The 24,034-nt window shown below is 39.2% G+C and carries 18 protein-coding genes, 8 tRNA genes and 1 rRNA gene; 22 read left to right on the top strand and 5 right to left on the bottom strand.

What is annotated here, in order from left to right; all coding sequences use genetic code 11:
- The first annotated feature begins 80 nt into the window (after positions 1 to 80).
- The 8 genes from H5089_RS17205 to H5089_RS17170 all read left to right on the top strand — a co-directional run bounded on the left by H5089_RS17205 (position 81) and on the right by H5089_RS17170 (position 7,582).
- Positions 81 to 584 carry an NYN domain-containing protein gene (locus H5089_RS17205; RefSeq protein WP_182712724.1) on the top strand — a complete coding sequence of 168 codons (504 nt, stop codon included), beginning with the start codon at positions 81 to 83 and terminating at the stop codon, positions 582 to 584.
- A gap of 174 nt (positions 585 to 758) precedes the next feature.
- The gene (gene nudC / locus H5089_RS17200; RefSeq protein ID WP_002962842.1) at positions 759 to 1,679 is read left to right on the top strand and encodes an NAD(+) diphosphatase; all 921 of its coding nucleotides are present in this window, start codon (positions 759 to 761) and stop codon (positions 1,677 to 1,679) included.
- Between the two features lie 9 nt (positions 1,680 to 1,688).
- Entirely contained in the window at positions 1,689 to 2,870 is a 1,182-nt protein-coding gene (locus H5089_RS17195) for a cystathionine beta-lyase (protein WP_182712723.1), read from the top strand.
- A gap of 143 nt (positions 2,871 to 3,013) precedes the next feature.
- Complete coding sequence (locus H5089_RS17190) at positions 3,014 to 3,841, top strand: ABC transporter permease (protein WP_024599820.1); 828 nt, start codon at positions 3,014 to 3,016, stop codon at positions 3,839 to 3,841.
- Positions 3,838 to 4,746, top strand: coding sequence for an ABC transporter ATP-binding protein (locus tag H5089_RS17185; RefSeq protein WP_182712722.1), 909 nt, complete (start codon positions 3,838 to 3,840; stop codon positions 4,744 to 4,746). The genes H5089_RS17190 and H5089_RS17185 overlap by 4 nt, the downstream gene beginning before the upstream one ends.
- The gene (locus H5089_RS17180) at positions 4,746 to 5,120 is read left to right on the top strand and encodes a PH domain-containing protein (RefSeq protein WP_007377979.1); all 375 of its coding nucleotides are present in this window, start codon (positions 4,746 to 4,748) and stop codon (positions 5,118 to 5,120) included. Before H5089_RS17185 ends, H5089_RS17180 begins: the two co-directional genes overlap by 1 nt.
- A gap of 199 nt (positions 5,121 to 5,319) precedes the next feature.
- Positions 5,320 to 6,114, top strand: coding sequence for a putative porin (locus H5089_RS17175; protein ID WP_002962833.1), 795 nt, complete (start codon positions 5,320 to 5,322; stop codon positions 6,112 to 6,114).
- Positions 6,115 to 6,778: 664 nt separating this feature from the next.
- On the top strand, positions 6,779 to 7,582 hold the full coding sequence (locus H5089_RS17170; protein WP_182712721.1) for a putative porin: 804 nt from the start codon (positions 6,779 to 6,781) through the stop codon (positions 7,580 to 7,582).
- A 66-nt stretch (positions 7,583 to 7,648) separates the two neighbouring features.
- Here H5089_RS17170 and H5089_RS17165 read toward each other — a convergent pair whose 3' ends face one another.
- A complete protein-coding gene (locus tag H5089_RS17165) occupies positions 7,649 to 9,496 on the bottom strand; it encodes a M2 family metallopeptidase (protein ID WP_182712720.1) in 1,848 nt (615 codons plus the stop codon).
- 167 nt (positions 9,497 to 9,663) lie between these two features.
- On the opposite strand from H5089_RS17165, the gene H5089_RS17160 reads away from it, so the two are divergent.
- Positions 9,664 to 11,940, top strand: coding sequence for an acyl-CoA dehydrogenase (locus tag H5089_RS17160; RefSeq protein ID WP_182712719.1), 2,277 nt, complete (start codon positions 9,664 to 9,666; stop codon positions 11,938 to 11,940).
- A 343-nt stretch (positions 11,941 to 12,283) separates the two neighbouring features.
- Here the strand turns inward: H5089_RS17160 and H5089_RS17155 are convergent, their stop codons facing one another.
- Positions 12,284 to 12,718, bottom strand: coding sequence for a hypothetical protein (locus tag H5089_RS17155; RefSeq protein WP_002963139.1), 435 nt, complete (start codon positions 12,716 to 12,718; stop codon positions 12,284 to 12,286).
- Between the two features lie 142 nt (positions 12,719 to 12,860).
- A complete protein-coding gene (gene cysK / locus H5089_RS17150) occupies positions 12,861 to 13,829 on the bottom strand; it encodes a cysteine synthase A (RefSeq protein WP_002963138.1) in 969 nt (322 codons plus the stop codon).
- A gap of 362 nt (positions 13,830 to 14,191) precedes the next feature.
- On the opposite strand from cysK, the gene H5089_RS17145 reads away from it, so the two are divergent.
- The 12 genes from H5089_RS17145 to H5089_RS17090 all read left to right on the top strand — a co-directional run bounded on the left by H5089_RS17145 (position 14,192) and on the right by H5089_RS17090 (position 19,649).
- Entirely contained in the window at positions 14,192 to 15,343 is a 1,152-nt protein-coding gene (locus H5089_RS17145; protein WP_182693064.1) for a dicarboxylate/amino acid:cation symporter, read from the top strand.
- A gap of 108 nt (positions 15,344 to 15,451) precedes the next feature.
- Entirely contained in the window at positions 15,452 to 16,102 is a 651-nt protein-coding gene (gene uvrY, locus H5089_RS17140; protein WP_002963136.1) for a UvrY/SirA/GacA family response regulator transcription factor, read from the top strand.
- A 9-nt stretch (positions 16,103 to 16,111) separates the two neighbouring features.
- Positions 16,112 to 17,935: an excinuclease ABC subunit UvrC gene (gene uvrC, locus H5089_RS17135; RefSeq protein ID WP_039488521.1), complete on the top strand. Its 1,824-nt coding sequence runs from the start codon at positions 16,112 to 16,114 to the stop codon at positions 17,933 to 17,935.
- Positions 17,936 to 17,977: 42 nt separating this feature from the next.
- Complete coding sequence (gene pgsA, locus H5089_RS17130; protein WP_032827134.1) at positions 17,978 to 18,523, top strand: CDP-diacylglycerol--glycerol-3-phosphate 3-phosphatidyltransferase; 546 nt, start codon at positions 17,978 to 17,980, stop codon at positions 18,521 to 18,523.
- 212 nt (positions 18,524 to 18,735) lie between these two features.
- Positions 18,736 to 18,811 (top strand) — tRNA-Gly (locus tag H5089_RS17125).
- A 31-nt stretch (positions 18,812 to 18,842) separates the two neighbouring features.
- Positions 18,843 to 18,916, top strand: a tRNA-Cys gene (locus tag H5089_RS17120).
- 37 nt (positions 18,917 to 18,953) lie between these two features.
- A tRNA-Leu gene (locus H5089_RS17115) sits at positions 18,954 to 19,040 on the top strand.
- Positions 19,041 to 19,104: 64 nt separating this feature from the next.
- Positions 19,105 to 19,180: transfer RNA gene (locus H5089_RS17110), tRNA-Gly, on the top strand.
- A gap of 39 nt (positions 19,181 to 19,219) precedes the next feature.
- Positions 19,220 to 19,306 (top strand) — tRNA-Leu (locus tag H5089_RS17105).
- Between the two features lie 49 nt (positions 19,307 to 19,355).
- Positions 19,356 to 19,431: transfer RNA gene (locus H5089_RS17100), tRNA-Gly, on the top strand.
- Between the two features lie 19 nt (positions 19,432 to 19,450).
- Positions 19,451 to 19,524, top strand: a tRNA-Cys gene (locus tag H5089_RS17095).
- Positions 19,525 to 19,562: 38 nt separating this feature from the next.
- Positions 19,563 to 19,649: transfer RNA gene (locus H5089_RS17090), tRNA-Leu, on the top strand.
- Between the two features lie 458 nt (positions 19,650 to 20,107).
- Here the strand turns inward: H5089_RS17090 and H5089_RS17085 are convergent.
- On the bottom strand, positions 20,108 to 21,706 hold the full coding sequence (locus H5089_RS17085) for a BCCT family transporter (protein ID WP_182696262.1): 1,599 nt from the start codon (positions 21,704 to 21,706) through the stop codon (positions 20,108 to 20,110).
- Between the two features lie 165 nt (positions 21,707 to 21,871).
- The gene (locus H5089_RS17080; protein WP_039488519.1) at positions 21,872 to 23,287 is read right to left on the bottom strand and encodes a sodium:alanine symporter family protein; all 1,416 of its coding nucleotides are present in this window, start codon (positions 23,285 to 23,287) and stop codon (positions 21,872 to 21,874) included.
- A 631-nt stretch (positions 23,288 to 23,918) separates the two neighbouring features.
- Here H5089_RS17080 and H5089_RS17075 point away from each other — a divergent pair.
- Positions 23,919 to 24,034: ribosomal RNA gene (locus H5089_RS17075) — 16S ribosomal RNA — on the top strand; the annotation flags it as partial.

Genomic DNA, 24,034 nt, shown 5'->3' with positions numbered 1-24,034 from the left:
AGTAACTAATTTAGGTTACTTAAATATAAATTGCAAGGTACACTTATTTTAATTGCTATTAATCCTCATTAGGACACTAAATGACTTTACAAAACGAGCAGCAAAGCACGAAACCACGAGTCGGTATTTTTGTTGATGTGCAAAATATTTATTACACGTGCCGCGAGAGTTACGGAAAAAACTTTGACTACAATACGTTTTGGCGGGTAATGCAAGCGCAATACAATATTGAATGTGCTTTTGCGTATGCTATTTATCGAGGAGATGAAAAGCAAAATCAGTTTCAAAATATTTTGCGTGCGATTGGTTTTGACGTAAAGCTAAAGCCATTTATTCAACGCCGTGATGGAAGTGCTAAAGGCGATTGGGATGTAGGCATAACAATAGACATGTTAGAGCAGGGTAAAAATCTTGATAAAGTTATTTTGCTCTCTGGCGATGGTGACTTTGCCTTGTTACTTGGGCATTTAAAAAGTCAATATAATGTACTGTGCGATGTATACGGTGCTGACAGGTTAACTGCTGAGGTATTAAAACAAAGCGCAGAGCAATTTCATTTAATTGATAATACTTTGCTACTTTAACAGTAAAAAATAGTTAAAAAAGTGCAAGCTAAGTGCCTGCAACATGAGAGATTTTAATACAAAGTCGTAATAGATGAATTAAGCCTTATATAGGCTTTTTTTATTACTGTAATCAATTGGGTTTGCTAAATGATTATGGTAATTTTAAAGCATAACGAGTTACCAAGGACTTACATGCTTCATTACAGCAACATGCCACTAGATAGAGGCTCAAATTTTCGTAAAGACCCATCGTGGCTTAAAGCGCAAATGTCGGCGCAAAGTAAATGGGTTTTAGTTAAAAATAATCAAACTCTATTTATTAAAGATACCCCTAAAGTAAGCTATTTAACGTATCAACAAGTGGCACATTTAGATTTAACGAGTGCTATTTTTGTTGGTTTAAACAATGCTAAACATGGTGTGTTTGCATTGGATGTCTCTGATCTGGATGAAAGCGTACTTTCGCCTTTAATAGAGGGCGCTCAGTTTTTTGATATTCGCCAATATGGGCCTCAAGTAACCATTAAATATGCCTCAATAGCCGCCCTTGCGAGAGGGTTATGTTATTGGCATGCCACGCATCGTTTTTGTGGGCGCTGCGGTAGTAAAAACCGTTCAGTGGAAGCCGGGCATTCTCGTGTATGTGAAAACGAAAACTGTAAGCATCCTACATTCCCGCGTACCGATCCTGCGGTAATTATGGTCGTTACTAAAGTCTTTGCTGACGGAGTAGAACGCTGTTTATTAGGTCGCCAAGCTGCGTGGCCCACAGGTATGTATTCATCGCTTGCTGGATTTGTAGACCCAGGGGAGACACTAGAACAAGCTGTTGCGCGTGAAGTTAAAGAAGAGGCAGGCATAGAAGTTGATAACGTACGTTATGTTGCATCTCAGCCATGGCCGTTCCCATCGTCAATTATGCTTGGCTTTTTTGCACAGGCGACATCTGAGCAAATTAACGTAGATAAAGAAGAGCTAGACGATGCAAAATGGTTTAGTCGTGAAGACTTAGAGCAATTTGGTAATTGGCACGAAGAAGGTGAGCATTTAAAGCTGCCTAGAACCGACTCTATCTCTCGTTATTTAATTGAGCATTGGCGCACAAACCCTTAAGGATTAACAATGTCGAGTAAAAGTAATAAAAACACTCAGCTAGTGTCATCAGGACGCAAAAAAGCGTATACACACGGCGTAGTAAACCCGGTTGTACAACGGGCATCTACCATTGTATTTGATACTGTAGCCGATTTAAAAGAAGCGGCTAAAACCCGTGGCGATAAAACGTTATTTTATGGGCGCCGGGGAACAACAACACACTTTGCGCTGCAAGAAGCCATAACAGAACTTGAAGGCGGTGAAGGGTGTGCACTATACCCGTGTGGCGCGGCGGCGATCAGCCAAGTATTTTTATCGTTTTTAAAAAGCGGTGATCATATTTTAATGGTTGATAACGTGTATGAGCCCACTCGTGATTTTTGCGATAAAATTTTAGCAGGGCTTGGAATTACCACTTCGTACTACCCGCCAACCATTGGCGCAGGTATTAAAGATTACATTCAGCCAAATACTAAAGTGTTGTTTTTAGAATCTCCAGGCTCTATTACGATGGAAGTGCAAGATGTGCCCGCTATGGTAAAAGTAGCCAATGAGCACAACGTAATGACCATGCTTGATAATACCTACGGTAACGGTCTGCATTATCGCCCGTTAGAGCACGGTGTTGATATTAGTATTCAAGCTGCAACAAAGTATATTGTTGGCCATTCGGACGTGATGATGGGGGTGGCTGTTGCTAATAAAAAGTATTGGCCAACTTTGCGCGAAAACTCATACTTACTAGGGCAATGTACCAGTGCCGATGATGCGTATTTAGCACTTAGAGGCTTGCGTACAATGGGTGTGCGTTTAAACCAACATGAAAAAGCAGCATTAGAAGTAGCTAAATGGCTTGAGCAACATGAGCTTGTTGATCATATTCGACACCCTGCATTTGAAAGCTGCCCAGGGCATGAGTTTTTTAAACGTGACTTTGATGGCAGTAATGGGTTGTTTTCATTTGTGATGAAAACCGGCAATCAAAAAGCGATTGATGCATTTTTAGATAGCCTTGAGCATATCAAAATGGGCTTTTCGTGGGGCGGTTTTGAAAGTTTGGTAACGGCTAATTTAACCATGAAAGGGTTGCGCTCAAATACAGGTTGGGATTTAGGGCCGGTTATTCGTTTGCACATAGGCCTTGAAGATGTTGAAGATTTAATTAGCGATTTAAGCCAAGCACTTGAGGTTTATAAGCAGTATTTATAATTTATATCGCAATTTATACTGTTACATTTAAATGTATTGTTACAAAGCTCACCACAGGTGAGCTTTTTTTTGCTGGTAATTCAAGGTGTTTACACTTAGTGTGGATAAATACACAGAAAATAAAAAGTCATTAAGGATAGTCAATGGCAACACCATTACCGATAAACGTAGGGCGATTAACGCAAATAGCGGGATTTGAGCTTGTACGTATGTTTTTAACTAAACGTGGACTTATTGCATTAGCTGCCTTTGCATTGGTGTGGCTAATAATACTGCGCTACCCAATAGGACAAGCAGTAGGCATTGTAAGTGCGCCTGATTTTGAGCAAATAGCCCGTGATATATCAGGTTCTATTGGTTTAAGTAAATTATTGGATTGGCCTGAGGCCGAATTTGCTATGTACTGGTTAATAGCCCTTTATAGCTTTCCCGTTTTTGGTTTATTTATTTGTAGCGACCAAACGGTAGGCGATAGAGAGCGTGGCACACTGAGGTTTTTATCACTGCGCTCCACTCGCTTTGAAATACTGTTTGGCCGTTTTTTAGGGCAGCTAGCGGTATTAGCCTGCTTAGTGGGCATTACTCTTGTGGCTACGCTCGCTGTACTAGGGTTTAGAGATCCAAGTTTACTGGCAGGTGGTTTTGCCCGTGCACTTTCTATATTTTTAATATTAGTGATTACTCTGTGCCCATTTGTAGCACTTATGACGTTAATAAATACTTTTGCTCGCTCATCGCGCTTATCTATTGTATTGGCAATTTTATATTTTGCAGCAGGCGGTATTGTAGTTGGTATATTGCAATGGCAAATACCCGCATTAGGCTTGCTTGATTATTTATTTCCGGGTGTGCAAATAGAGTTATTAGCGGGGCAAAATTTACCATTATTAAGCGCTGTTGCTATTCCCCTTGTACAAACAGCGGTGCTACTAAGCGTTGCTCAACGTATTTTTGCAAGGAGCTCACTATGAGACCATTAATTACAGCTCGCGGTTTGAGTAAATCGTATGGTGCAAAACTTGCGCTTAATAATGTGGACTTTGAAATTAACAAAGGCGCGCCAGTGGCGCTTGTTGGGCCAAATGGTGCGGGTAAAACTACCTTATTTAGTTTGTTGTGCGGCTATATAGCGCCAAGTAAAGGCAGCCTTGAAATATTAGGGCATAAACCTGGTAGTGCTGCTTTATTTAATAAAGTAAGTGCATTACCGCAAGATGCACAACTTGACCCTCGTTTTAATATAGACAAGCAACTCGCTTTTTATGCAAAACTACAAGGTATGGGGGCAAAGCAAAGCCAAACTGAGGCGCTACGTGTACTTGATTTAGTTGGCTTAAAAGAAATTGCAAAGCAGCGTGCAGGTGACTTATCGCACGGTATGCGCAAGCGCGTTACGATAGCGCAAGCACTTATTGGTTCACCACAAGTTGTAATGCTTGATGAAGCAACCGCAGGGCTTGATCCGATTCATGCCAGAGAAGTACGTGAGCTGGTATCAGAATTAAGTGAACAGGCTACATTTATTTTAAGCTCTCACGATTTAATTGAGCTTGAGCGACTATGCTCACAGGTACTTCATTTAGATAAAGGCGTACTAAGCGAGCATCAAACAAAAACTAATAATACCGATAAACACTTTTATACATTAATGCTAAGCGAGGCTTATCAAAATGTTGAGCAACAGCTTCAAGCAATTGCAGGTGTGAGTCGTGTGTATATGAGCCAACATAAAGAATATGTAGTTGAGTATCAGCCAACGAGCGATCCACTTGATATTGCACTACTGAATTTTTGTCATCAACAACACTGGCAGTACCGGCAGTTAGTTAATGGTCATACATTAGAGAATCAAATATTTAAACAGGAGAAAGTATAATGGGTTTACTTAGCGGACTTATGGGTAATGCAAGCGAAGTTGACGATTCTGATTTAGAAAAAATCCTCGCCAATACATTAATTGACGGCGAGCAAGTAGAAAAAGCATATAAAGTAGTACGTGATATGTTTATTTTTACTAATAAGCGCTTAATCTTAATTGATAAGCAAGGTATGACCGGTTCTAAAATGGAAATGGTGAGTATTGCTTACTCTAAAATTACCAAGTTTAGTAAAGAAAGTGCAGGCCATTTTGACTTAGATGCCGAGCTAAAAATATGGGTTGGCTCAGATCCAACACCAATTAGTAAAGAGTTTAAGTCTGGCGACAATATTAACGATGTTTACCGAATTATTAGCCAACACGCGCTTTAATACGGTACATGTTTTAAGTAGTTGTTGACTAGATGTTGCAACTACTTTAATTTTACAGTTTACAACACTTCCTTACAATTAACTTAATAAATACAAATGGTTAGTTAAGTTTTCATTCAGTTTCCTAACGTTAGCATGTGCCTCGACTTTAGCAATACAGCTAGAGCATAAAAAGCAATGTACATAGGGAAGTCTTACAATGAAAAAATTAGCAGTTATTATTTCGAGCATTTTATTATCTAGCACTGCGGCTGCTGCAGACAGCTATAATTCAATTAGTAACCTAAGCTACAAAAATAGCGATAACAACGATACTGTTGCTGTAGATTCTATTTACTACTTATCTCCTAAAAAAACTTTAGGTCCGTACGATCAGTTTGAATACATCAATAAACAAACTAACGTATATGGTGGCTACGCTGATGACGACTTTGGCGATTTAACATCGGTTGGTGGTGAATACTTTATTAATGAATTTGTTGTTGGCGCATCTTACGAAAACCTAGACCCAGATTCAGGTTCTAACAGTGAGCTTTATAAACTGACGGGTGGTTACTTTTTCAACCCTGATTTACTTGCAAAAGTAACACTAGTTGAAAACAAAGACGGCGACGATTACGCATTATTTGATTTAGCTTATAACTACATGCTAAATAGCACAGATTACGTAGGTGTTACACTTACATCAGACGACGATTTTGATTACCGTGCAGTTGCTGCTAAATACTTTATTGATTTACAGCAAGGTAACTACCTAACTTTTGAAGGTAAATACGAAAGCATTGATGACGCAGAAAACCAATGGGTAGCAGAAACTAACTATTACTTCTCAAAAGCAACATCTGTATTTGCTAACTACAACAAGCAAGACACTTACAGCTTTGGTGCTCAACACTTCATCAATAAAAATATTGGTGTAAAGGTGGGTTACGAAAACAACGCTGATGATTCTGATAACGATGCGTACTTTGCTAACATGCGTTTTCAGTTTTAATTAAGTCCCGTACTTAGTTAATACAAAAGTAATATCAAAAGCCCGCTAAATTTAGCGGGCTTTGTCGTTTTTAAACGTTTGAGTTTTTAACTGTAAATTATTACCAGTCGCAATTACGCCCTTTATTTTGCTCATCTAAATACTTCTTTTAAATTATAAATAGAGTCGCCATGAATGGCTAAATTGTTATTAAAGTCATTAAATGCAGTCGATGATAATAGCTATAAAATAGTAAGTATTGGAGTTGTTTTTGCTAGTAAACAATGGTTATTGGGAAAAAGCAGATAAAAATATGCACTGATACAAACCTATTTTTCATTATAAATACAGAAATAGTGAATTAAATATAGTCATTATTTTGAGAAATTAGAAAAATTTAGTGAGGGGAGGTTATATTAATGAGGTTTATCGAATAATTAAGTTGTGCTCAATTTGGCGGCAACTTGTACCTTATTTGTTACTTTTAAAGTTTAAATGATGACAGACTATTGTTACGCAGATTTTGTTGATACTTATTATTTACATTCGCTCGTAATTACTTACATTTTAAGTGGTTTTAATCTAACCTCTTATTCAGTTTTTGTTCATTTTTTTGACGTTAGGATGCGCCCCGACTTTGGCTAGACAGCTGAGGCATAAAAGTAATATTTATAGGGAATTTAAAATGAAAAAATTAGCCGTTATCATTTCGAGCATTTTATTATCAAGCGCTGCAACCACTGCAATAGCCGCAGATACTTACCAATCAATCAGCCATGTAGGATACGTGGATGTAGATGGTGATGACACACTAAGTGTTGACTCAACTTATTATTTTTCTCCAAAAGCGACGTTAGGTCCTTACGATCAATTTGAGTACATCAATAAGCAAACAAATGTTTATGGTGCATACAGTGATAATGATTTTGCAGATGTTACTAGCATTGGCGGTGAGTATTTTGTAGAAGATTTTGTATTAGGTGCACAGTACAATAATTTCGATAGTGATTTTGGCTCAAGCACGGATGTAATTGAACTTTCTGCAGGTTACTTCTTTAATCCAAACCTTTTATTAAAAGCAACGTTTGTTGATGTAGAAGATGCTGAGAATCAGTTTGTGTTTGACCTAGCATATAACCACGAATTAAATAGCACTGATTATATCGGTTTCACAGTAACAGCAGATGATGAGTTTGATTACCGTGCAGTAGCAGCTAAGTACTTTGCTGATTTACAGCAAGGTAACTACTTGACTGTTGAAGGTAAATTTGAAGATGTTGATGGTGGTTCAAGTAACTGGGAATTAGCATCTAACTACTATTTCAGCAAAGCAACATCGGTTTTTGTTACAGTTAATAAAAATGATGATTACACTCTTGGTGCTCAACACTTCTTCAACAACAATGTTGGTTTAGAAGCAGGTTACGGCAATAACTGGGATGATTCTGATTATGATGCTTACTTTGCAAATGTAAGCTTACAGTTCTAATTTAACTAAAATTAGAATATGAATAAAAAGCCCGCTCATTTGAGCGGGCTTTTTATTCAGCGCTATTTACCAGCCGCAGTTGCGGCCTTCGTTTTGTTTATCTAAATATGTTTGTAATGGTGCAAAGTAATCGAGCATTGCTGTTGCATCCATTTGCGGCTTACCTGTTACAGTTTCAAGCGCTTCTTGCCAAGGGCGAGATGAACCCATTTCAAGCATAGCGTTTAGCCTATCCCCTGCTTCTTTTGAATTATAAATAGAGCAGCGATGAATGGCTTTATCGTTACCGGCAATTTCACATAAGCTGCGATGAAACTCAAATTGTAAAATATGCGCTAAAAAGTAACGTGTATAAGGCGTGTTACCCGGAACGTGGTACTTAGCACCCGGATCAAAGTCGTTTTCGCTACGTGCGATAGGAGCTTGTACTCCTTGGTATTTTTCACGTAGTTCCCACCATGCTTTATTGTAATTTTCTGGGGTTACTTCACCTGAAAATACCTGCCAGCGCCACTGATCAACCATTAAGCTAAACGGCACAAAGGCTACTTTATCAAGTGCCATTTTCATTAACAAACCGATATCTTTAGATTCATCAGGTACTTGTTCAAGTAAGCCGATTTCTTTTAAGTAACCCGGTGTAACCGATAAGGCAATGGTGTCTCCAATGGCTTCATGAAAACCATCGTTTGCACTTTCTTGATAAAATAAAGGTTGTTTATTATAAGCGCGTTGATAAAAGTTATGACCTAATTCATGGTGAATAACTGAAAACTCTTCGCCTGTGCGCTGAATACACATTTTAATGCGTAAATCGTCTTTGCTATCGATATTCCATGCTGATGCATGACACTGCACATCTCTGTCTTTTGGTTTTACAAACAATGAACGCTCGTAAAATGTCTCTGGTAGCGCATCAAAACCCATTGAGGTAAAAAAGTTTTCAGCCCCTTTGACCATTTTAAGTTCGTCGTAATTATTTTGAGCTAATAACTCGGTTACATCGTAACCCGGATCGGCATTTTCTGGTGCAACAACATCGTAAATGTTACCCCATGCTTGCGCCCACATATTACCGAGTAAGTGTGCTGGTATTGGCTGATCTTGAGGTACTTTGTCGGTGCCGTACTTTTCACCTAACTTTGCGCGAACATGGCAATGTAGCGAGTTATAAAGTGGTTTAACTTGGCCCCAAATACGGTCAAGCTCAGTGGTGAAGTCATCAGCAGGCATATCGTATTTACTGCGCCATATAGCGCCCGTATCGGCATAACCAAGCTCCTTTGCACCTTCGTTGGTAAGTGCTACTTGTTGCTCGTAAAGTGAGCGCATGGGTTTTGATATTTCACGCCAGCCTTGCCATAAATCAAGTAGTTCGTTGTAATCTCGGCTGGTGGCCATTTTTGAGGTCATGTCGCCAAGGCTTAAACAGCTGCCATCTTCTTTACAGTATTTGCCTTTACCATATAGCCCGCCAAGCTCTGCGACAATTTGTGAAAGCTTCGCTGTTTTATCAGCGTCTTGTGGGGCTGGAAGTGTAAGTGCTAGTTTTAGTTTATCAAGCTTACGGCGAGCATCGTAATCAAGCTCTAGTTCGTCGTATTTTGCAGCTTCATTTGCTAAACGCACGACTGTTTCGGTCATTTTACGGTTAACTTCAGCGGATAGCGCAGATGTATCGTGAGTAATAAAGTTTGCGTAAATCCACTCTGCACGGCTCGATTCTAAATAAAGTGCACTTAGTTCTTTTTCTGTGTTGGTTATAAATGTATTTGCATCTTTAGCTGTTACAGCTTTTTTAGTGTGTGGTGAATCGGTAGTGTCGATAGATACTTGCGCATCGCAGGCCGTTAAAGCAAGAGTACTTGCTACCATTAAGGCGCTCATACTTAGTTTAAATCGAAAGGGGGTCATGCTATTCCTTTAATTTATTGTTATTAAAACGTTGATAATAGCAGTGATGTTTAAAACAATAAAATGAATGCGTTAAGGCTCACGACTCGTCGTGCAATGATTGTATTTAAATTAAGATGGGTCATAATTAAGTTACTATTTTCATTCAATGTGTAAGGAATGTGCGCATGTTAATATTTATAATATTGCTGGTCGTGGTGGTGGTTATTTTTGCGGTTAAAGATATTCGCCTAAACTTGATTAGTCGTCCTACGTTTAAAATGTTCAAAAAGGTGCTTCCGCCATTATCGCAAACAGAGCGAGAGGCAATGGAAGCAGGTGATGTTTGGTGGGATGGTGAGTTATTTAGTGGTAACCCAGACTGGCAAAAACTGCACCACTTTCCAAAACCAGAGCTTAGCGATAAAGAAAATGCATTTATGGCTAACCAAGTAGAAACCTTATTGGCGATGCTTGATGATTATCAAATTGTACAAAAAGACAAAGACTTACCAAAAGAAGTGTGGGATTACCTAAAAACAGAAGGTTTTTTTGCGCTGATCATTCCTGAAAAATTTGGCGGTCGTGAGTTCTCGGCAATTGCTAATTCAACGATAGTGTCAAAAATTTCGACTAAAAGCTTAACAGCCGCAGTTACTGTTATGGTGCCTAATAGCTTAGGTCCGGGCGAGTTACTTCTTCACTATGGTACTAAAGAGCAGCAAGATCGTTGGCTGCCAAGTTTAGCTAATGGTACAGATGTTCCTTGTTTTGCACTAACGGGACCAGAGGCGGGCTCTGATGCTGGCAGCATTCCTGATTCAGGCGTTGTGTGTATGGGTGAGCACAATGGCGAGCAAGTAATGGGCCTGCGTTTAAATTGGTCAAAACGTTACATTACGCTTGCACCAGTGGCTACTGTACTCGGCTTAGCATTTAAAATGTATGATCCAGACGCTTTATTAGGTGATAAAAAAGAGCTCGGTATAACGTGTGCGCTTATACCAAGCGATCATCCGGGTGTTGAAACGGGTGAGCGTCATTATCCGCTTAATATGGCCTTTATGAATGGTACCACTTACGGTAAAGATGTATTTATACCACTGGACTGGATCATTGGTGGTCAAGAGTGTGCAGGGCGTGGTTGGAGAATGCTTGTTGAGTGTTTAAGTGCAGGGCGTGGAATATCACTACCAGCATTAAGTGCAGCAACTGGGCATTTAGCTTCAAAAATGACATCGGCATACGCCATGGTACGCCAGCAGTTTGGTGTATCTATAGGGCAGTTTGAAGGTGTCCAAGAGGCACTTGCACGTATTGGTGGTTTAACTTACACACTTGAGTCGTGCAGATTAATGACCGCAGGTGCGATTGATTTAAAATTAAGCCCGTCGGTTGTAACAGCGATTGCTAAATACCATATGACTGAAATGGGTCGTACGGTAATGAATGATGCAATGGATATTCATTCAGGTAAAGGAATTCAAGTAGGGCCTAATAACTATTTGGCGCATGGCTATATGGGGATTCCAGTATCAATTACGGTTGAAGGCGCGAATATTTTAACGCGTAACTTAATGATATTTGGCCAAGGTGCAACACGCTGTCATCCATTTGTTTTAAAAGAAATGGAAGCCGCTGCAATGGAAGATGACGACGCAGCACTTGAACAATTTGATGGTTTATTAATGAACCATATAATATTTGCAGCAAGTAATGCAGGTATGGCATTTGTGCATGGCTTAACACGTAGTTATTTTGCTAAAGCGCCTGTAGGTGGTGAAACGGCTATTTATTATAAACAACTGAGTAGAATGAGCCGAGGCTTAGCTATTTGTACAGACGTTGCAATGTTAATGCTTGGCGGTGAACTTAAACGTAAAGAAATGATATCAGCGCGTTTGGGTGATGTATTAAGTCATTTGTACTTAGCATCAACTGTTTTAAAACGTTATGAAGATGAAGGGCGCCAACAAGCTGATTTACCATTTGTAAAATATGCAATTGAGAACTCATTATTTGAAATTGGCCAAGCGTTTAATGGCTTCTTTAAAAACTTTTCAAATCCGGTTGTGAATTTTATCCTTAAACGTATAGTGTTCCCGCTTGGAAACCATTACCACAGACCAAGTGATGAAATAGCACAAAGTATTTGCGAGCGTATGACTCAACCTGGTGTATTTAGAAACCGCTTAACGCATTTATGTTATGTAGATGAAAATGCAGGTACAGGGGTCATGGAAAGCGCATTTTTAGCTATGCATGATATGCAAGCGCAGTTTAAAGACTTAAAACAATGGCAGCGCAAGGGCAGTGTGCCTGCAACGCTTGATATTGAAGGTGCTATAAATTATGCGCTTGAAAATAAGTTGTTAGAGCAAACGGATGCTGATGCAATGCATCATGCTAATAAGCTACGTAAGAAAGCCATTGCAGTTGATAACTTTCAACCTGGTGAGCTGTAGCGCACTACTTTAAATACTAGGGCGTGTTGACCTTTCGTGGTTGAATTTGCAGCAGGCTGTTTGGTTTTTAGGCAAGGCAGAGCCTATGTAGTGTGGTTATTCCCCATAAATAGGCGATAACGCAGCATAAATGCCAAACATGCGCTGCCCTTTGGGTTCTTTCTAGGGACGATTAACTCTTTGTTGCTCGGTTTTTACTTAGCCCACTAGGTTACAAACCTCGCGCCGCGATTAAATCGCCCCTAGATTGAACAAATTTCAATCCACAAAGATCAACACGCCCTGCTAAAGCGAAAAAGGCCTTACGAATGTAAGGCCTTTTTTATGTTTAATTCATTTATTTTTAACGAGCGTAAGGGTCGGCAACAATTTTATCTATGTACCATTTTCCCTTTTTACGAAGCATTTTTACACTGCGCATTTCGTCAATTTTATCACCATTTAAATAGCCGGTAAAAATAAGGTTTATTTTAGCGTTATCGCCGTATTGTTCACGGACGCTCATATTGGTCATATCAACTTCAATGGTGACTTCATCGTATTGCATATTTACTAAGTTACGGGAAAACTGTTTAGCGGTGCCGTAGGATTTCATTATACGTGTAAGGTTGGGGGTTGCCATGGTGCTGGCTTTTTGAAGGTCTTGCTGGTTATAAAGCGCATCAAAATAAGCGGTTGCTGTATCGCCCGGAGTGTCGCCAAGTGTTTTGGTATCGTCACCACAGGCTGATAAAAATAAACAGATGACCAAACTTAATAAACTCGTGATTTTTTTCATATTAATTATTATTAATTAGTTTTTTTAAAGTGTGTGGTTTATCTATGCAGATGTAAAGGTATGGCAGGCAATAAATAGAAAATTGGATAATAAATAATAAAAAAGGATGCCTAAAGCATCCTTCTAAAAATCTTAAAATTACTTATTGTACTAGTTCTTGTTCACTAAACTCTTCATCAAACATTGGGCTTGATAAGTAGCGCTCAGTTGCACTAGGTAGGATAACAACAATATTTTTATCTGCGTTTTCAGGCTTTTCAGCAATTCGCTTAGCTGCAACAACCGCTGCACCTGACGAAATACCTACTAAAATACCTTCTTTTTTCATTAACTGATGCGCCATTGCAATTGCGTCTTCGTTAGATACAAGCTCTGCGCCATCAATTAAGTCCATATCTAAGTTGCCAGGAATGAAGCCAGCACCAATACCTTGGATTTTATGAGGACCTGGTTTAATTTCTTCACCGGCAAGCGTTTGGCTAATAACTGGAGAGTTAGTTGGCTCAACAGCAATAGACTTAACGTTTAGACCTTTTTCTGTTTTAAGGTAGCGGCTAACACCTGTAATAGTACCACCAGTACCAACACCGGCTACAAAAAAGTCTACTTTGCCATCAAGCGCATCATAAATTTCAGGGCCTGTTGTTTCAAAGTGAATTTTTGGGTTTGCAGGGTTTTCGAATTGTTGTAATAAAATATACTTATCAGGTGCTGTTGCTTGAATTTCTTTTGCTTTTTCAATTGCGCCATTCATACCTTTTGCACCGTCGGTAAGTACTAGATTTGCACCTAATGCTTTTAATAGCTTGCGACGTTCTAGGCTCATGGTGTTTGGCATAGTAAGCGTTAACTTGTAACCACGTGCTGCTGCAACAAATGCAAGTGCAATACCGGTGTTCCCAGATGTTGGTTCAATAAGTTCTTTACCTTCAACAAGCTGACCTGACTTTTCAGCTTCCCAAATCATCGATGCACCAATGCGGCATTTGATACTAAAGCTTGGATTACGAGATTCAACTTTAGCGTATACATTCCCACCTGTAACACGGTTAAGTTTTACCAGCGGTGTATTACCGATGCTTAGTGAGTTATCTTCAAAAATAGTAGACATAATGTTCCTTTGGATACAATCTGATCAACGTGTTAATAGCCTTTGCTACTAACTATATAAACACACTTTACTGTGAGTTTAAAAAAACTAAAGTAAAGTTTGGCTATAACATATATCTATTGGGCTTATAACCAGTCGAAATAAAAATCAATTATTAGCTGTGCTTTAGTTATTATAGGTGCGGGCTTAATTTAAAATTTAAAGAGTAAAACTTCGTTTAGTCAAAAAATGTTCAAAAGAGTATTGAATTAAGCTGTGTTTGTTCAATATTTGTGCATATGAATGTAACTTGAATAGTTTTATCACACAATGCGTCTAAAACATGATAAAAACACGTATCTAAATTCAATTAAGCAATCACAATGAAATTAATCTTAAAATTAATTGCCGGTATTGTGGCCGGTATCCTAGTTGGACTATATGTACCTATAACTGGTGTTGAACTTTTATTCACAGTAAAAGAGCTGATTGGTCAAATTATCTCCTTTACCATTCCACTTATTATATTATTTTTTATTGCATCAGGTATTGCAGGCCTACCAAAAGGGTCTGGTCACTTACTTGGTAAAACAGTCGGGTTTGCTTATAGCTCTACAATTATTGCAGGTACGCTTGCATTTTTATTAGTAAGTGCTGTTATCCCTTTTTTAAGCGGTGGTATTACATTCGAGGCAGAAGTTGCTACAGAAATTGGCAGCTTTATTGATTTAGAAATTCCACCTTTGATGGGGGTAATGACCGCATTAGTAACTGCTTTTGTATTTGGTATAGGCATGAGCCAATTAGAGCTTGATACGCTTAAAAAGGTGTCTGATCAGGGCCGTGATGTGATTGACGGATTATTATCAAAAGTAATTATCCCTGCTTTACCATTTTACATTGCAGGTGTATTTGCCGAAATGACGGTAGCGGGTACTGTGGTAGATACACTGCAAACATTTGGCGTAGTACTAATTGCAGCGCTTGTTATGCACTGGTTATGGTTAAGCGTTTTATATATAGCGACAGGTATACTATTAAAACGTAATCCAATCGAATTAGTTAAAAATATGCTACCAGCTTACTTTACAGCGTTAGGTACTATGTCAAGCGCAGCAACGATTCCAGTATCGCTTCAATCAAGTAAGGCAAATAACGTTAAAGAAGATGTAGCTAACTTTACAGTGCCACTTTGCGCGACTATTCACTTATCTGGCTCAACTATCACCATAGTAACCTGTGCAATGGCTGTTATGTTTTTATCACCAAGCATGGAAGTCCCTTCATTAATGGGTATGCTACCGTTTATTATGATGTTAGGTGTAGTGATGATTGCAGCACCAGGTGCTCCAGGTGGCGCAGTTATGTCGGCGCTTGGCCTATTAACAAGCATGCTTGGGTTTAATGAAGGCGCGGTTGCATTAATGATTGCACTTTATTTGGCACAAGATAGCTTTGGTACTGCGTGTAATGTAACGGGTGATGGTATCATTGCGTTATGGGTTGACAGATTTAGCGAAAAATCGTCATCTTAAACTATTAGGGCGAGGCAATAATATTAGTTATTGTTTCGCTTTATGTATGTTACTGTGGCAAATTAATTTAATTAAATTGCATGTTGTTAGGTAAGTGAGGATGTTCCATTGATTAATGTACTTTTAGTTGATGACCATGAACTTGTACGAACAGGAATAAAGCGTATTCTTGATGATGTACGAGGGTTTAAAGTAATTGGTGAAGCTAAAACTGGCGAAGAGGCTGTACAGTTTTGTCGTCAGCATGCGCCAAACATAGTATTAATGGATATGAATATGCCAGGCATGGGCGGATTAGAAGCGACTAAAAAGATTTGTCGTTACTGCCCTGATGTAAAAATTATTGTGCTTACCGTTAACTGTGAAGACCCGTTTCCGAGTAAAGTAATGCAAATTGGTGCACATGGCTTTTTAACTAAAGGTGCTGGCTCTGACGAAATGGTGCGTGCCATTCGTTGTGTTCATGCCGGTCAGCGTTATATTGCTCCTGAAATTGCACAGCAAATAGCACTTGCGCAAGTGACAGGTCGCACAGACGAAAATCCTTTTCAGAGCTTATCTGAACGCGAACTGCAAATTATGCTTATGATCACTAAAGGTGAAAAAGCACAAAATATAGCTGAGCGTTTAAACCTAAGTTCAAAAACAGTAAATAGCTATCGCTATCGTATGTTTGAAAAGCTAAATGTAGGTGGTGATGTTGAGCTTACCCATTTAGCAATTCGTCATAAAATGATTGATATAGACGTTTCGTACTAACTATAATTTATGTCTGAATTTGATCACGTACATTTTCTCAAAACGCTATCAAGTGAGCCGGGTGTATACCGCATGCTTGATAGTGACAACCAAGTTATTTATGTTGGTAAAGCTAAGCATTTAAAAAAGCGTGTGAGCAGTTACTTTAGAAGTAACATTACCGACAGCAAAACACGCGTTTTAGTGAGTAATATTTGTGACATCGAAGTCACACTCACTAATACTGAAACAGAAGCGCTGTTGCTTGAAAATAATCTAATAAAAAAATACCAGCCTCGCTACAACATATTATTACGCGACGATAAGTCGTATCCCTATATTTTATTAACTAGCCATAAACACCCTCGTTTAGCGTTTCATCGTGGCAGCCGTAAAATTAAAGGTGAGTACTTTGGACCTTTTCCGAGCGCGGGAGCGGTATCTGAAAGCTTGCGCTTAATGCAAAAAATATTTCCTGTTCGTCAATGTGAAGATGCTTATTACCGCGCAAGAAGTCGCCCGTGTCTGCAATATCAGCTTAAGCGTTGCTCAGCTCCGTGTGTGAATAAAGTTACGGATGATGATTACAGCGAGCAAGTTGACTATGTCCGTAAGTTTTTAACGGGTAAATCTCACGAAGTTATTGCTGATTTAATAAAGAAAATGGAAGCAGCCAGCCTACAATTAAACTTTGAACTGGCGGCAAAAGTTCGCGACCAAATAATGCTACTTCGTAAAATGCAGGAGCAACAGTCTATATCAGGTAATTTTGCTGAAATGGACGTAGTTGGTTTTGCTCATTTAAATGGTTTAAATGGTATTCATTTATTAATGATCCGCGATCACAAAGTATTAGGTAGTAAAACGTATTTTCCAAAAGTACCTAAAGATTCAAGTGAGCAAGAAATATTGACTTCATTTTTAGGACAGTACTATTTAGCGCCAGGAGCAACAGGGCGTATTGCAAAAGAAATCATATTACCGTTTGAAATAGAAGAGAGCGGGGCACTCGGTGAAGCACTCACACAAATAAGTGAGCGCAAAGTAACACTTAAAGTAGTTACCCGTGGTGAGCGTGCTCAATACTTACAACTGGCCAATAAAAATGCATTAAACAGTATTGCAGTTAAGCAAAGTACCCAAGACTCTATTAATAAACGTTATGCACAATTAAAAGCAACACTGCGACTTGATGATATTACCCGAATGGAGTGTTTTGATATAAGCCACACTATGGGTGAGAACACTGTTGCAAGTTGTGTTGTATTTGACTCACAAGGCCCAAATACAAAAGAGTATAGGCGCTATAATGTAACGGGTATAACCGGTGGTGATGATTATGCTGCAATGGAGTTTGCACTTAATAAGCGTTACAACAAATTAGTAGATGAAGACAAAATTCCAGACGTTATCTTTATTGATGGTGGTAAGGGGCAACTGGGGCGCGCGGAGCAGTACTTTTCTAACTGGCCACATACAAAAATGCCTTTGTTAGTAGGTGTTGCTAAAGGTACTAGCCGTAAGCCAGGCCTTGAAACACTATTAATTGACGGTGGTCGAAAAACCATTCCTATGGATTCAGATGCACCTGCGCTACATTTAATACAGCATATACGTGATGAATCTCATCGTTTTGCAATTGCAGGTCATCGTAATAAACGCCAAAAACAACGTACGCAATCACTACTAGAAGAAATAAATGGAGTCGGTTCTAAGCGTCGGCAAACATTATTAAAATATTTAGGGGGCATGCAGGGAGTAAAAGCTGCTAATATAGAACAGTTAAAGAAAGTTCCTGGGATCAGCCCTGACATGGCTGAGAAGATATTTAACCATTTGCATGACAAGGGCTAGCCCTACATGCGAATATAGCAAAAAAGACATATCCAAGTAGTTATGTGGAATATTCCAAACACACTCACAACATTTAGACTTTTTCTTATCCCCGTTTTTTTGGTGATATTTTATTTGCCTTATAGCTGGGCTTTTTTTGCTGCCGCCTTTATTTTTTGGCTTGCATCAATCACCGATATACTAGACGGTTATTTAGCAAGAAAGCTTGAGCAATCAACCCCTTTTGGTGCTTTTTTAGATCCTGTTGCTGATAAAGTAATGGTATGTGCCGCACTTGTAGCGTTATCTGATCAGTACCAGTCAATGTACATGACTATACCTGCTCTTATTATAATAAGCCGTGAAATTATCATATCTGCACTTCGTGAATGGATGGCAGAGCAGGGTAAGCGTGGTAATGTCGCTGTATCAAACATGGGTAAAATTAAGACGGCTGCACAAATGTTAGCCATTATCGGTTTGATTTGGCAATATGATACATGGATGAACTATTTAAGTTTTGGACTACTGTACATTGCGACCTTTTTAACCTTGAGTTCTATGATGCAATATTTACGTGCAGCATGGGGTGAATTGACTAAAAATTAACTCTAAATGTATAATAACGCACCGTTTTAGATAAAAAACAAGCAAACAGTTCAAAACTAGCATTTTTTGTATTGACGCGTTTAATAATCTCTGTAGAATGCGTCCGTGTTGAGAGGGCATAGCCCCCGAGATAAACAAAACGGTAATTAATCAGTTACCTGAATGTTCACATAAATCATCATGTGCTAATTCAAATAACTGATAAATAAAATGCGGTACTAGCTCAGTTGGTAGAGCGCGACCTTGCCAAGGTCGAGGTCACGAGTTCGAGCCTCGTGTACCGCTCCAAGTTTATCTTAAGGTTAATACCCCGTACTGGGGCGGAATGGCAGAGTGGCCATGCACCGGATTGCAAATCCGTCTACCTCGGTTCGACTCCGGGTTCCGCCTCCATTTCAACACTCCACACGCTTTAATTAGCAAACTCGATGCCCGAGTGGTGGAATTGGTAGACACAAGGGATTTAAAATCCCTCGACTAACAAGTCGTGCCGGTTCAAGTCCGGCCTCGGGCACCACTTTGTGGTTTAATTGCATTACCAAGTGTAATTTATAAAATGGTTAATTTAGAATTAATATGATGCGGTACTAGCTCAGTTGGTAGAGCGCGACCTTGCCAAGGTCGAGGTCACGAGTTCGAGCCTCGTGTACCGCTCCATATTAGTTTTATCCACTTGCTTTAAATAGCAAACTCGATGCCCGAGTGGTGGAATTGGTAGACACAAGGGATTTAAAATCCCTCGACTAACAAGTCGTGCCGGTTCAAGTCCGGCCTCGGGCACCACTTTAAATTGTTTAACCAAGATAATTTAAAGTTGATAAAATAGTATTTTGCGGTACTAGCTCAGTTGGTAGAGCGCGACCTTGCCAAGGTCGAGGTCACGAGTTCGAGCCTCGTGTACCGCTCCAAATTATTTGGAAACATTTAGGCGGAATGGCAGAGTGGCCATGCACCGGATTGCAAATCCGTTTACCCCGGTTCGACTCCGGGTTCCGCCTCCATATAATTTACTCCACACGCTTTAATTAGCAAACTCGATGCCCGAGTGGTGGAATTGGTAGACACAAGGGATTTAAAATCCCTCGACTAACAAGTCGTGCCGGTTCAAGTCCGGCCTCGGGCACCATCTTTATTCAAATCCTCAGATTAAATTCTAAATTGCTTCTAATTTTAAAACATTCAAAAATTATTCTTACTTAAATTCTCTAATCTTATTTTTAATACCTACTTACCTTTAAAATCTATTTCTTTTTAATATCTTAGAGTTTCACCATCATACATTTATAAAGCTGCCTGTTTGTATTTAACAGTTACTACTTTTATCCCAGCTGGTTAATTAACTGAATTGGTATAAGAGCACCTGTTTATAACAAAGCAAAAATCAGAACGCTGGTTATTTAATTTTCTTGGCAATTACTCCTGTACCTAAGTTTTAACGAGGGGTGGCATTAATGAATGTAATATAAGTGCGGTGTCTAAAATAAATTTAAGGTGGGAGTATAGGGAATGCGTTAAGCACTTAGTTATACGAATTGCGAAGATTTTATAAGCGACCCTTGAGGATCGCTTATAAAAGATAAATTGTTATTGCAGTTTACTCTGAGCTTTGTAAATTGGATACTCGCTCAACAAGCCTTGGATAAGCGCAACACACATTAAAATAAGTACTATTGAAAACGGTAAAGCTGTAGTAACTACGCCCGACTGAAGCGCTTGCAATGCTTGCGAGCCACCAACCCAGAGTAATACTGCTGCAATCACGCCTTCGACTGTAGCCCAAAATATACGTTGTGGCACTGGTGCATCTATTTTACCGCCCGCAGTTATACCATCTATTACAAGCGATCCTGAATCAGACGACGTTATAAAAAACACCAAAACGAGTGCTATAGAAATAATAGAAATAAAACTAGAAAGAGGTAGCTGCTCGTATACTTGAAATAAAGTCACTGAGATATCAGTTAAACCATTTTGTCCAAGTGGGCCAACTTTATCTATAACTTGTGTAATTGCCATATTTCCGAACACGCCCATCCAAACCAAACTAAGAAGCGTTGGTAGGCCAATGACGACGAGTAAAAACTCGCGTACAGTGCGTCCCTTTGAAACTCGAGCAATAAACATCCCAACAAACGGCGACCATGATATCCACCATGCCCAATAAAACACAGTCCAAGAGTGCATCCAATCTTCATCGGGTCTATTGAATGGATTACTCAAAGGTACAAAGTGCTCTACGTACGCCCCAAGGGTAAACCAAATAGCAGTAATTGCATCAGAGAAAGTAAGGGCAATAACAGCTAATAATAAAATAAATGCACAAATTAAATTAACATTGCTCAGTACTTTAACACCCCCCTCAATACCTCTAATAACTGAGAAAATTGCAATGCACGTTACTAAACCAATAACAGATATTTGAAAAGCGGTCCCGTAATCAGTGCCTAGCAGGTAATTTATCCCGCTGGTAGCTTGTTGAGCGCCAAGGCCTAGCGATGTAGCTAAACCAAATAAAGTAGACAGTACAGCGAGTATATCTATGATATGACCAAGCCACCCCCAGGCGCGATCACCAAATAATGGATAAAAAACCGAACGTATAGATAAAGGAAGGCCTTTATTAAATGCAAAAAAAGCCAAGCTTAATCCAACAACTGCGTAAATCGCCCATCCATGTAAACCCCAGTGGTACATGGTTGCACCCAAAGCTAATGAGTGTGCTTGCGGTGAATTTGGCTCAACGCCCATAGGCATATGATACCAACCAGTATAATATGCAGTTGGCTCAGCAACTCCCCAAAACAGTAAGCCAATCCCCATGCCTGCTGCAAAGAGCATTGAAAGCCATGACATGTAACCATGTTCTGGACGAGCTTTTACGCCACCCAACCGAATTTTACCTAAAGGAGAAAATGCTAAAATAACGCAAAAGATCACAAAGGCATTGGCTAGTAACATAAAGTAACTATCAAATTGATTAATTATTGCGTCTTTAGTCGAGGTTAGTGCATCACGGGTAACGGTAGGGTCAAAAACTAGGGTAAGTATTACAAATAAAACAACTAAGAAGGCGCTTATACCAAATACTGGATTATGGATATCAAATCCCCACTTTTGTACATTATCTTGCCCAACTTGGTAATCAGTAGTGTCTATACTGTATTTTTTTGTCATGTCATCCATCGGCTCTCCTTTTTATAGATAACTTAATTCATATGTCTTACGTAATTAAATATAAAATAGTTTTAAAATTAATATAACTTTTTATTTATAAGCAATGAGATGATTAAGCGTAGTATTTGTTATTTTTAGAACTAAAAAAGCGAGCCGTAGCTCGCTGATTATTTTCTATTCCCAGGCCGCTGGGTCAACCTCTTTAGCAAGTTTAGGATGCTTACTTTTGTCAAAGGTGGGTATTAAGCCCTTTTTGCGTTGTTCGTTATAGTCTTTTGAAAGCCATACAACAACACCTGAAAGCATAAATAGCGCTATAACGTTTACAATGGCCATTAAACCCATTGATATATCTGCCAGCGTCCAAATTAAACCAAGCTCACCAACAGCACCAAACATCACCATACCTAAAACAACAAGTCTAAAGATAAACATACCTTTATTAGAGTTGTGCTCTAAAAACATTAAATTTGTTTCAGCGTAAGAGTAATTAGCCACAATAGAAGTAAAAGCAAAAAACAATATAGCAATAGCAATAAAGTAAGTACCCCAGTCGCCGACATGTTCTTGTAATGCTGCTTGTGTAAGTTCAATCCCCATAACACCAGATTCAGGTACTAATTGCTGCGATAGTAAAATAAGAGAAGCAGTCGCTGTACAAATAACAATAGTATCAATAAATACGCCTAACATTTGCACATAACCTTGTGATGCTGGGTGAGGAGGGTAAGGTGTCGCAGTAGCCGCGGCATTAGCTGCACTACCCATACCAGCTTCGTTTGAGAATAAACCACGCTTTATACCTTGGATCATCGCTTGTGTAACACCATAACCAATAGCACCAGCACCAGCTTGTTCAATACCAAAAGCACTTTTTATAATAAGCACTAGCACATCTGGTAGTGCAGTAAAGTTAATGGCGCATACATAAAGTGCAACCAGCAGGTAAGCTAATGCCATAAATGGCACAACCATTTCAGCAAAGCGAGAAATTGTTTTTAGGCCACCAAAAATAATGATGCCAGAACCAATAACCAAGCAAATGCCTACTATATACTTAGGTACATCAAACGCTACTTCAAATGCTGCAGCAATAGAGTTTGACTGTACTGCGTTAAATACTAAACCAAAGGCTAAAATTAAACATAACGAGAATAAAGTTCCCATCCAACGTTTGCCTAGACCGTTTTGCATATAATAAGCAGGGCCACCTCTAAAATTACCATCTGCATCTTTTGTTTTATAAGCCTGAGCTAGAGTACTCTCGGCAAAACTTGTAGCCATACCTATTAATGCAATAAGCCACATCCAGAAAATAGCACCTGGGCCACCTAGGTATAAGGCGACAGCAACACCTGCCATATTGCCAGTACCGACACGAGCTGCTAATGAAGTACAAAAAGCCTGAAAGGATGAAATTTCGTTATCGGCACATTTACGAGAACCAAACATAACTTTGAACATATGTGGGAATTGCACAAATTGAATAAAGCCTAGTCGAAAAGTAAAGAAGAGGCCCGCTGCTATTAATAAGTAGACGAGAACTTGCCCCCATAGAAGGGCACTTATACTATTTATTATGTCTGTCATGGATACTGCCTAAATACATGAGTTAAAAAAAGTGACCGCAACTTATCACATCAGGATAAAAGTGTTTAGTTTTAAAGTTCAAAAACAGAGTTATCAACAGGGTTTTGTGGGTAACTTGTGTCTATCGTGTGCACTTGCTTGGGGCTTAATTTTAATTACTATTTTATGCAAATAACGCTTGCGTAAAATCCGCCGCTCCCTATAATGCGACCCCACTGAGACGGGATATGGCGACGCGCAGCGGACGAAGCATAGCAAGGCACGAACTACTCACAGAGTTAAATAAAACTTCGGTTTTAAATCTTCCAAAAGAAAATTTAAAACAAAGTATTGACTCGAGAAATAAAGGGTGTATTATTCGCATCCCTTGAGACGCTAAAGCGACTCAAAACGTTCTTTAAAAATATAAAGCAATCATCTGTGTGGGCACTCGTACAGATTGAGTTCTAACAGCCAAGCTACTTAGGTAGTGAGGCAAACAAATTTAGAGTCTCAATTTAAACTGAGTGACCAACAGCAATAACTTACTTAGGTTTTACTTAAGAAAAGAATTGCAGCACAGTCAATTCAATATCGAAAGATATTAAATAAATTCAGAATTCATTGAGCTGTCGAAAGACACAAAACTTTTTAATTGAAGAGTTTGATCATGGCTCAGATTGAACGCTGGCGGCAGGCCTAACACATGCAAGTCGAGCGGTAACAGAAAGTAGCTTGCTACTTTGCTGACGAGCGGCGGACGGGTGA

The sequence above is a fragment of the Pseudoalteromonas sp. SR45-1 genome, assembly GCF_014163655.1.
Taxonomy (GTDB): Bacteria; Pseudomonadota; Gammaproteobacteria; order Enterobacterales; family Alteromonadaceae; genus Pseudoalteromonas; species Pseudoalteromonas distincta.
This window is presented reverse-complemented; position numbering and strand designations above follow the sequence as displayed.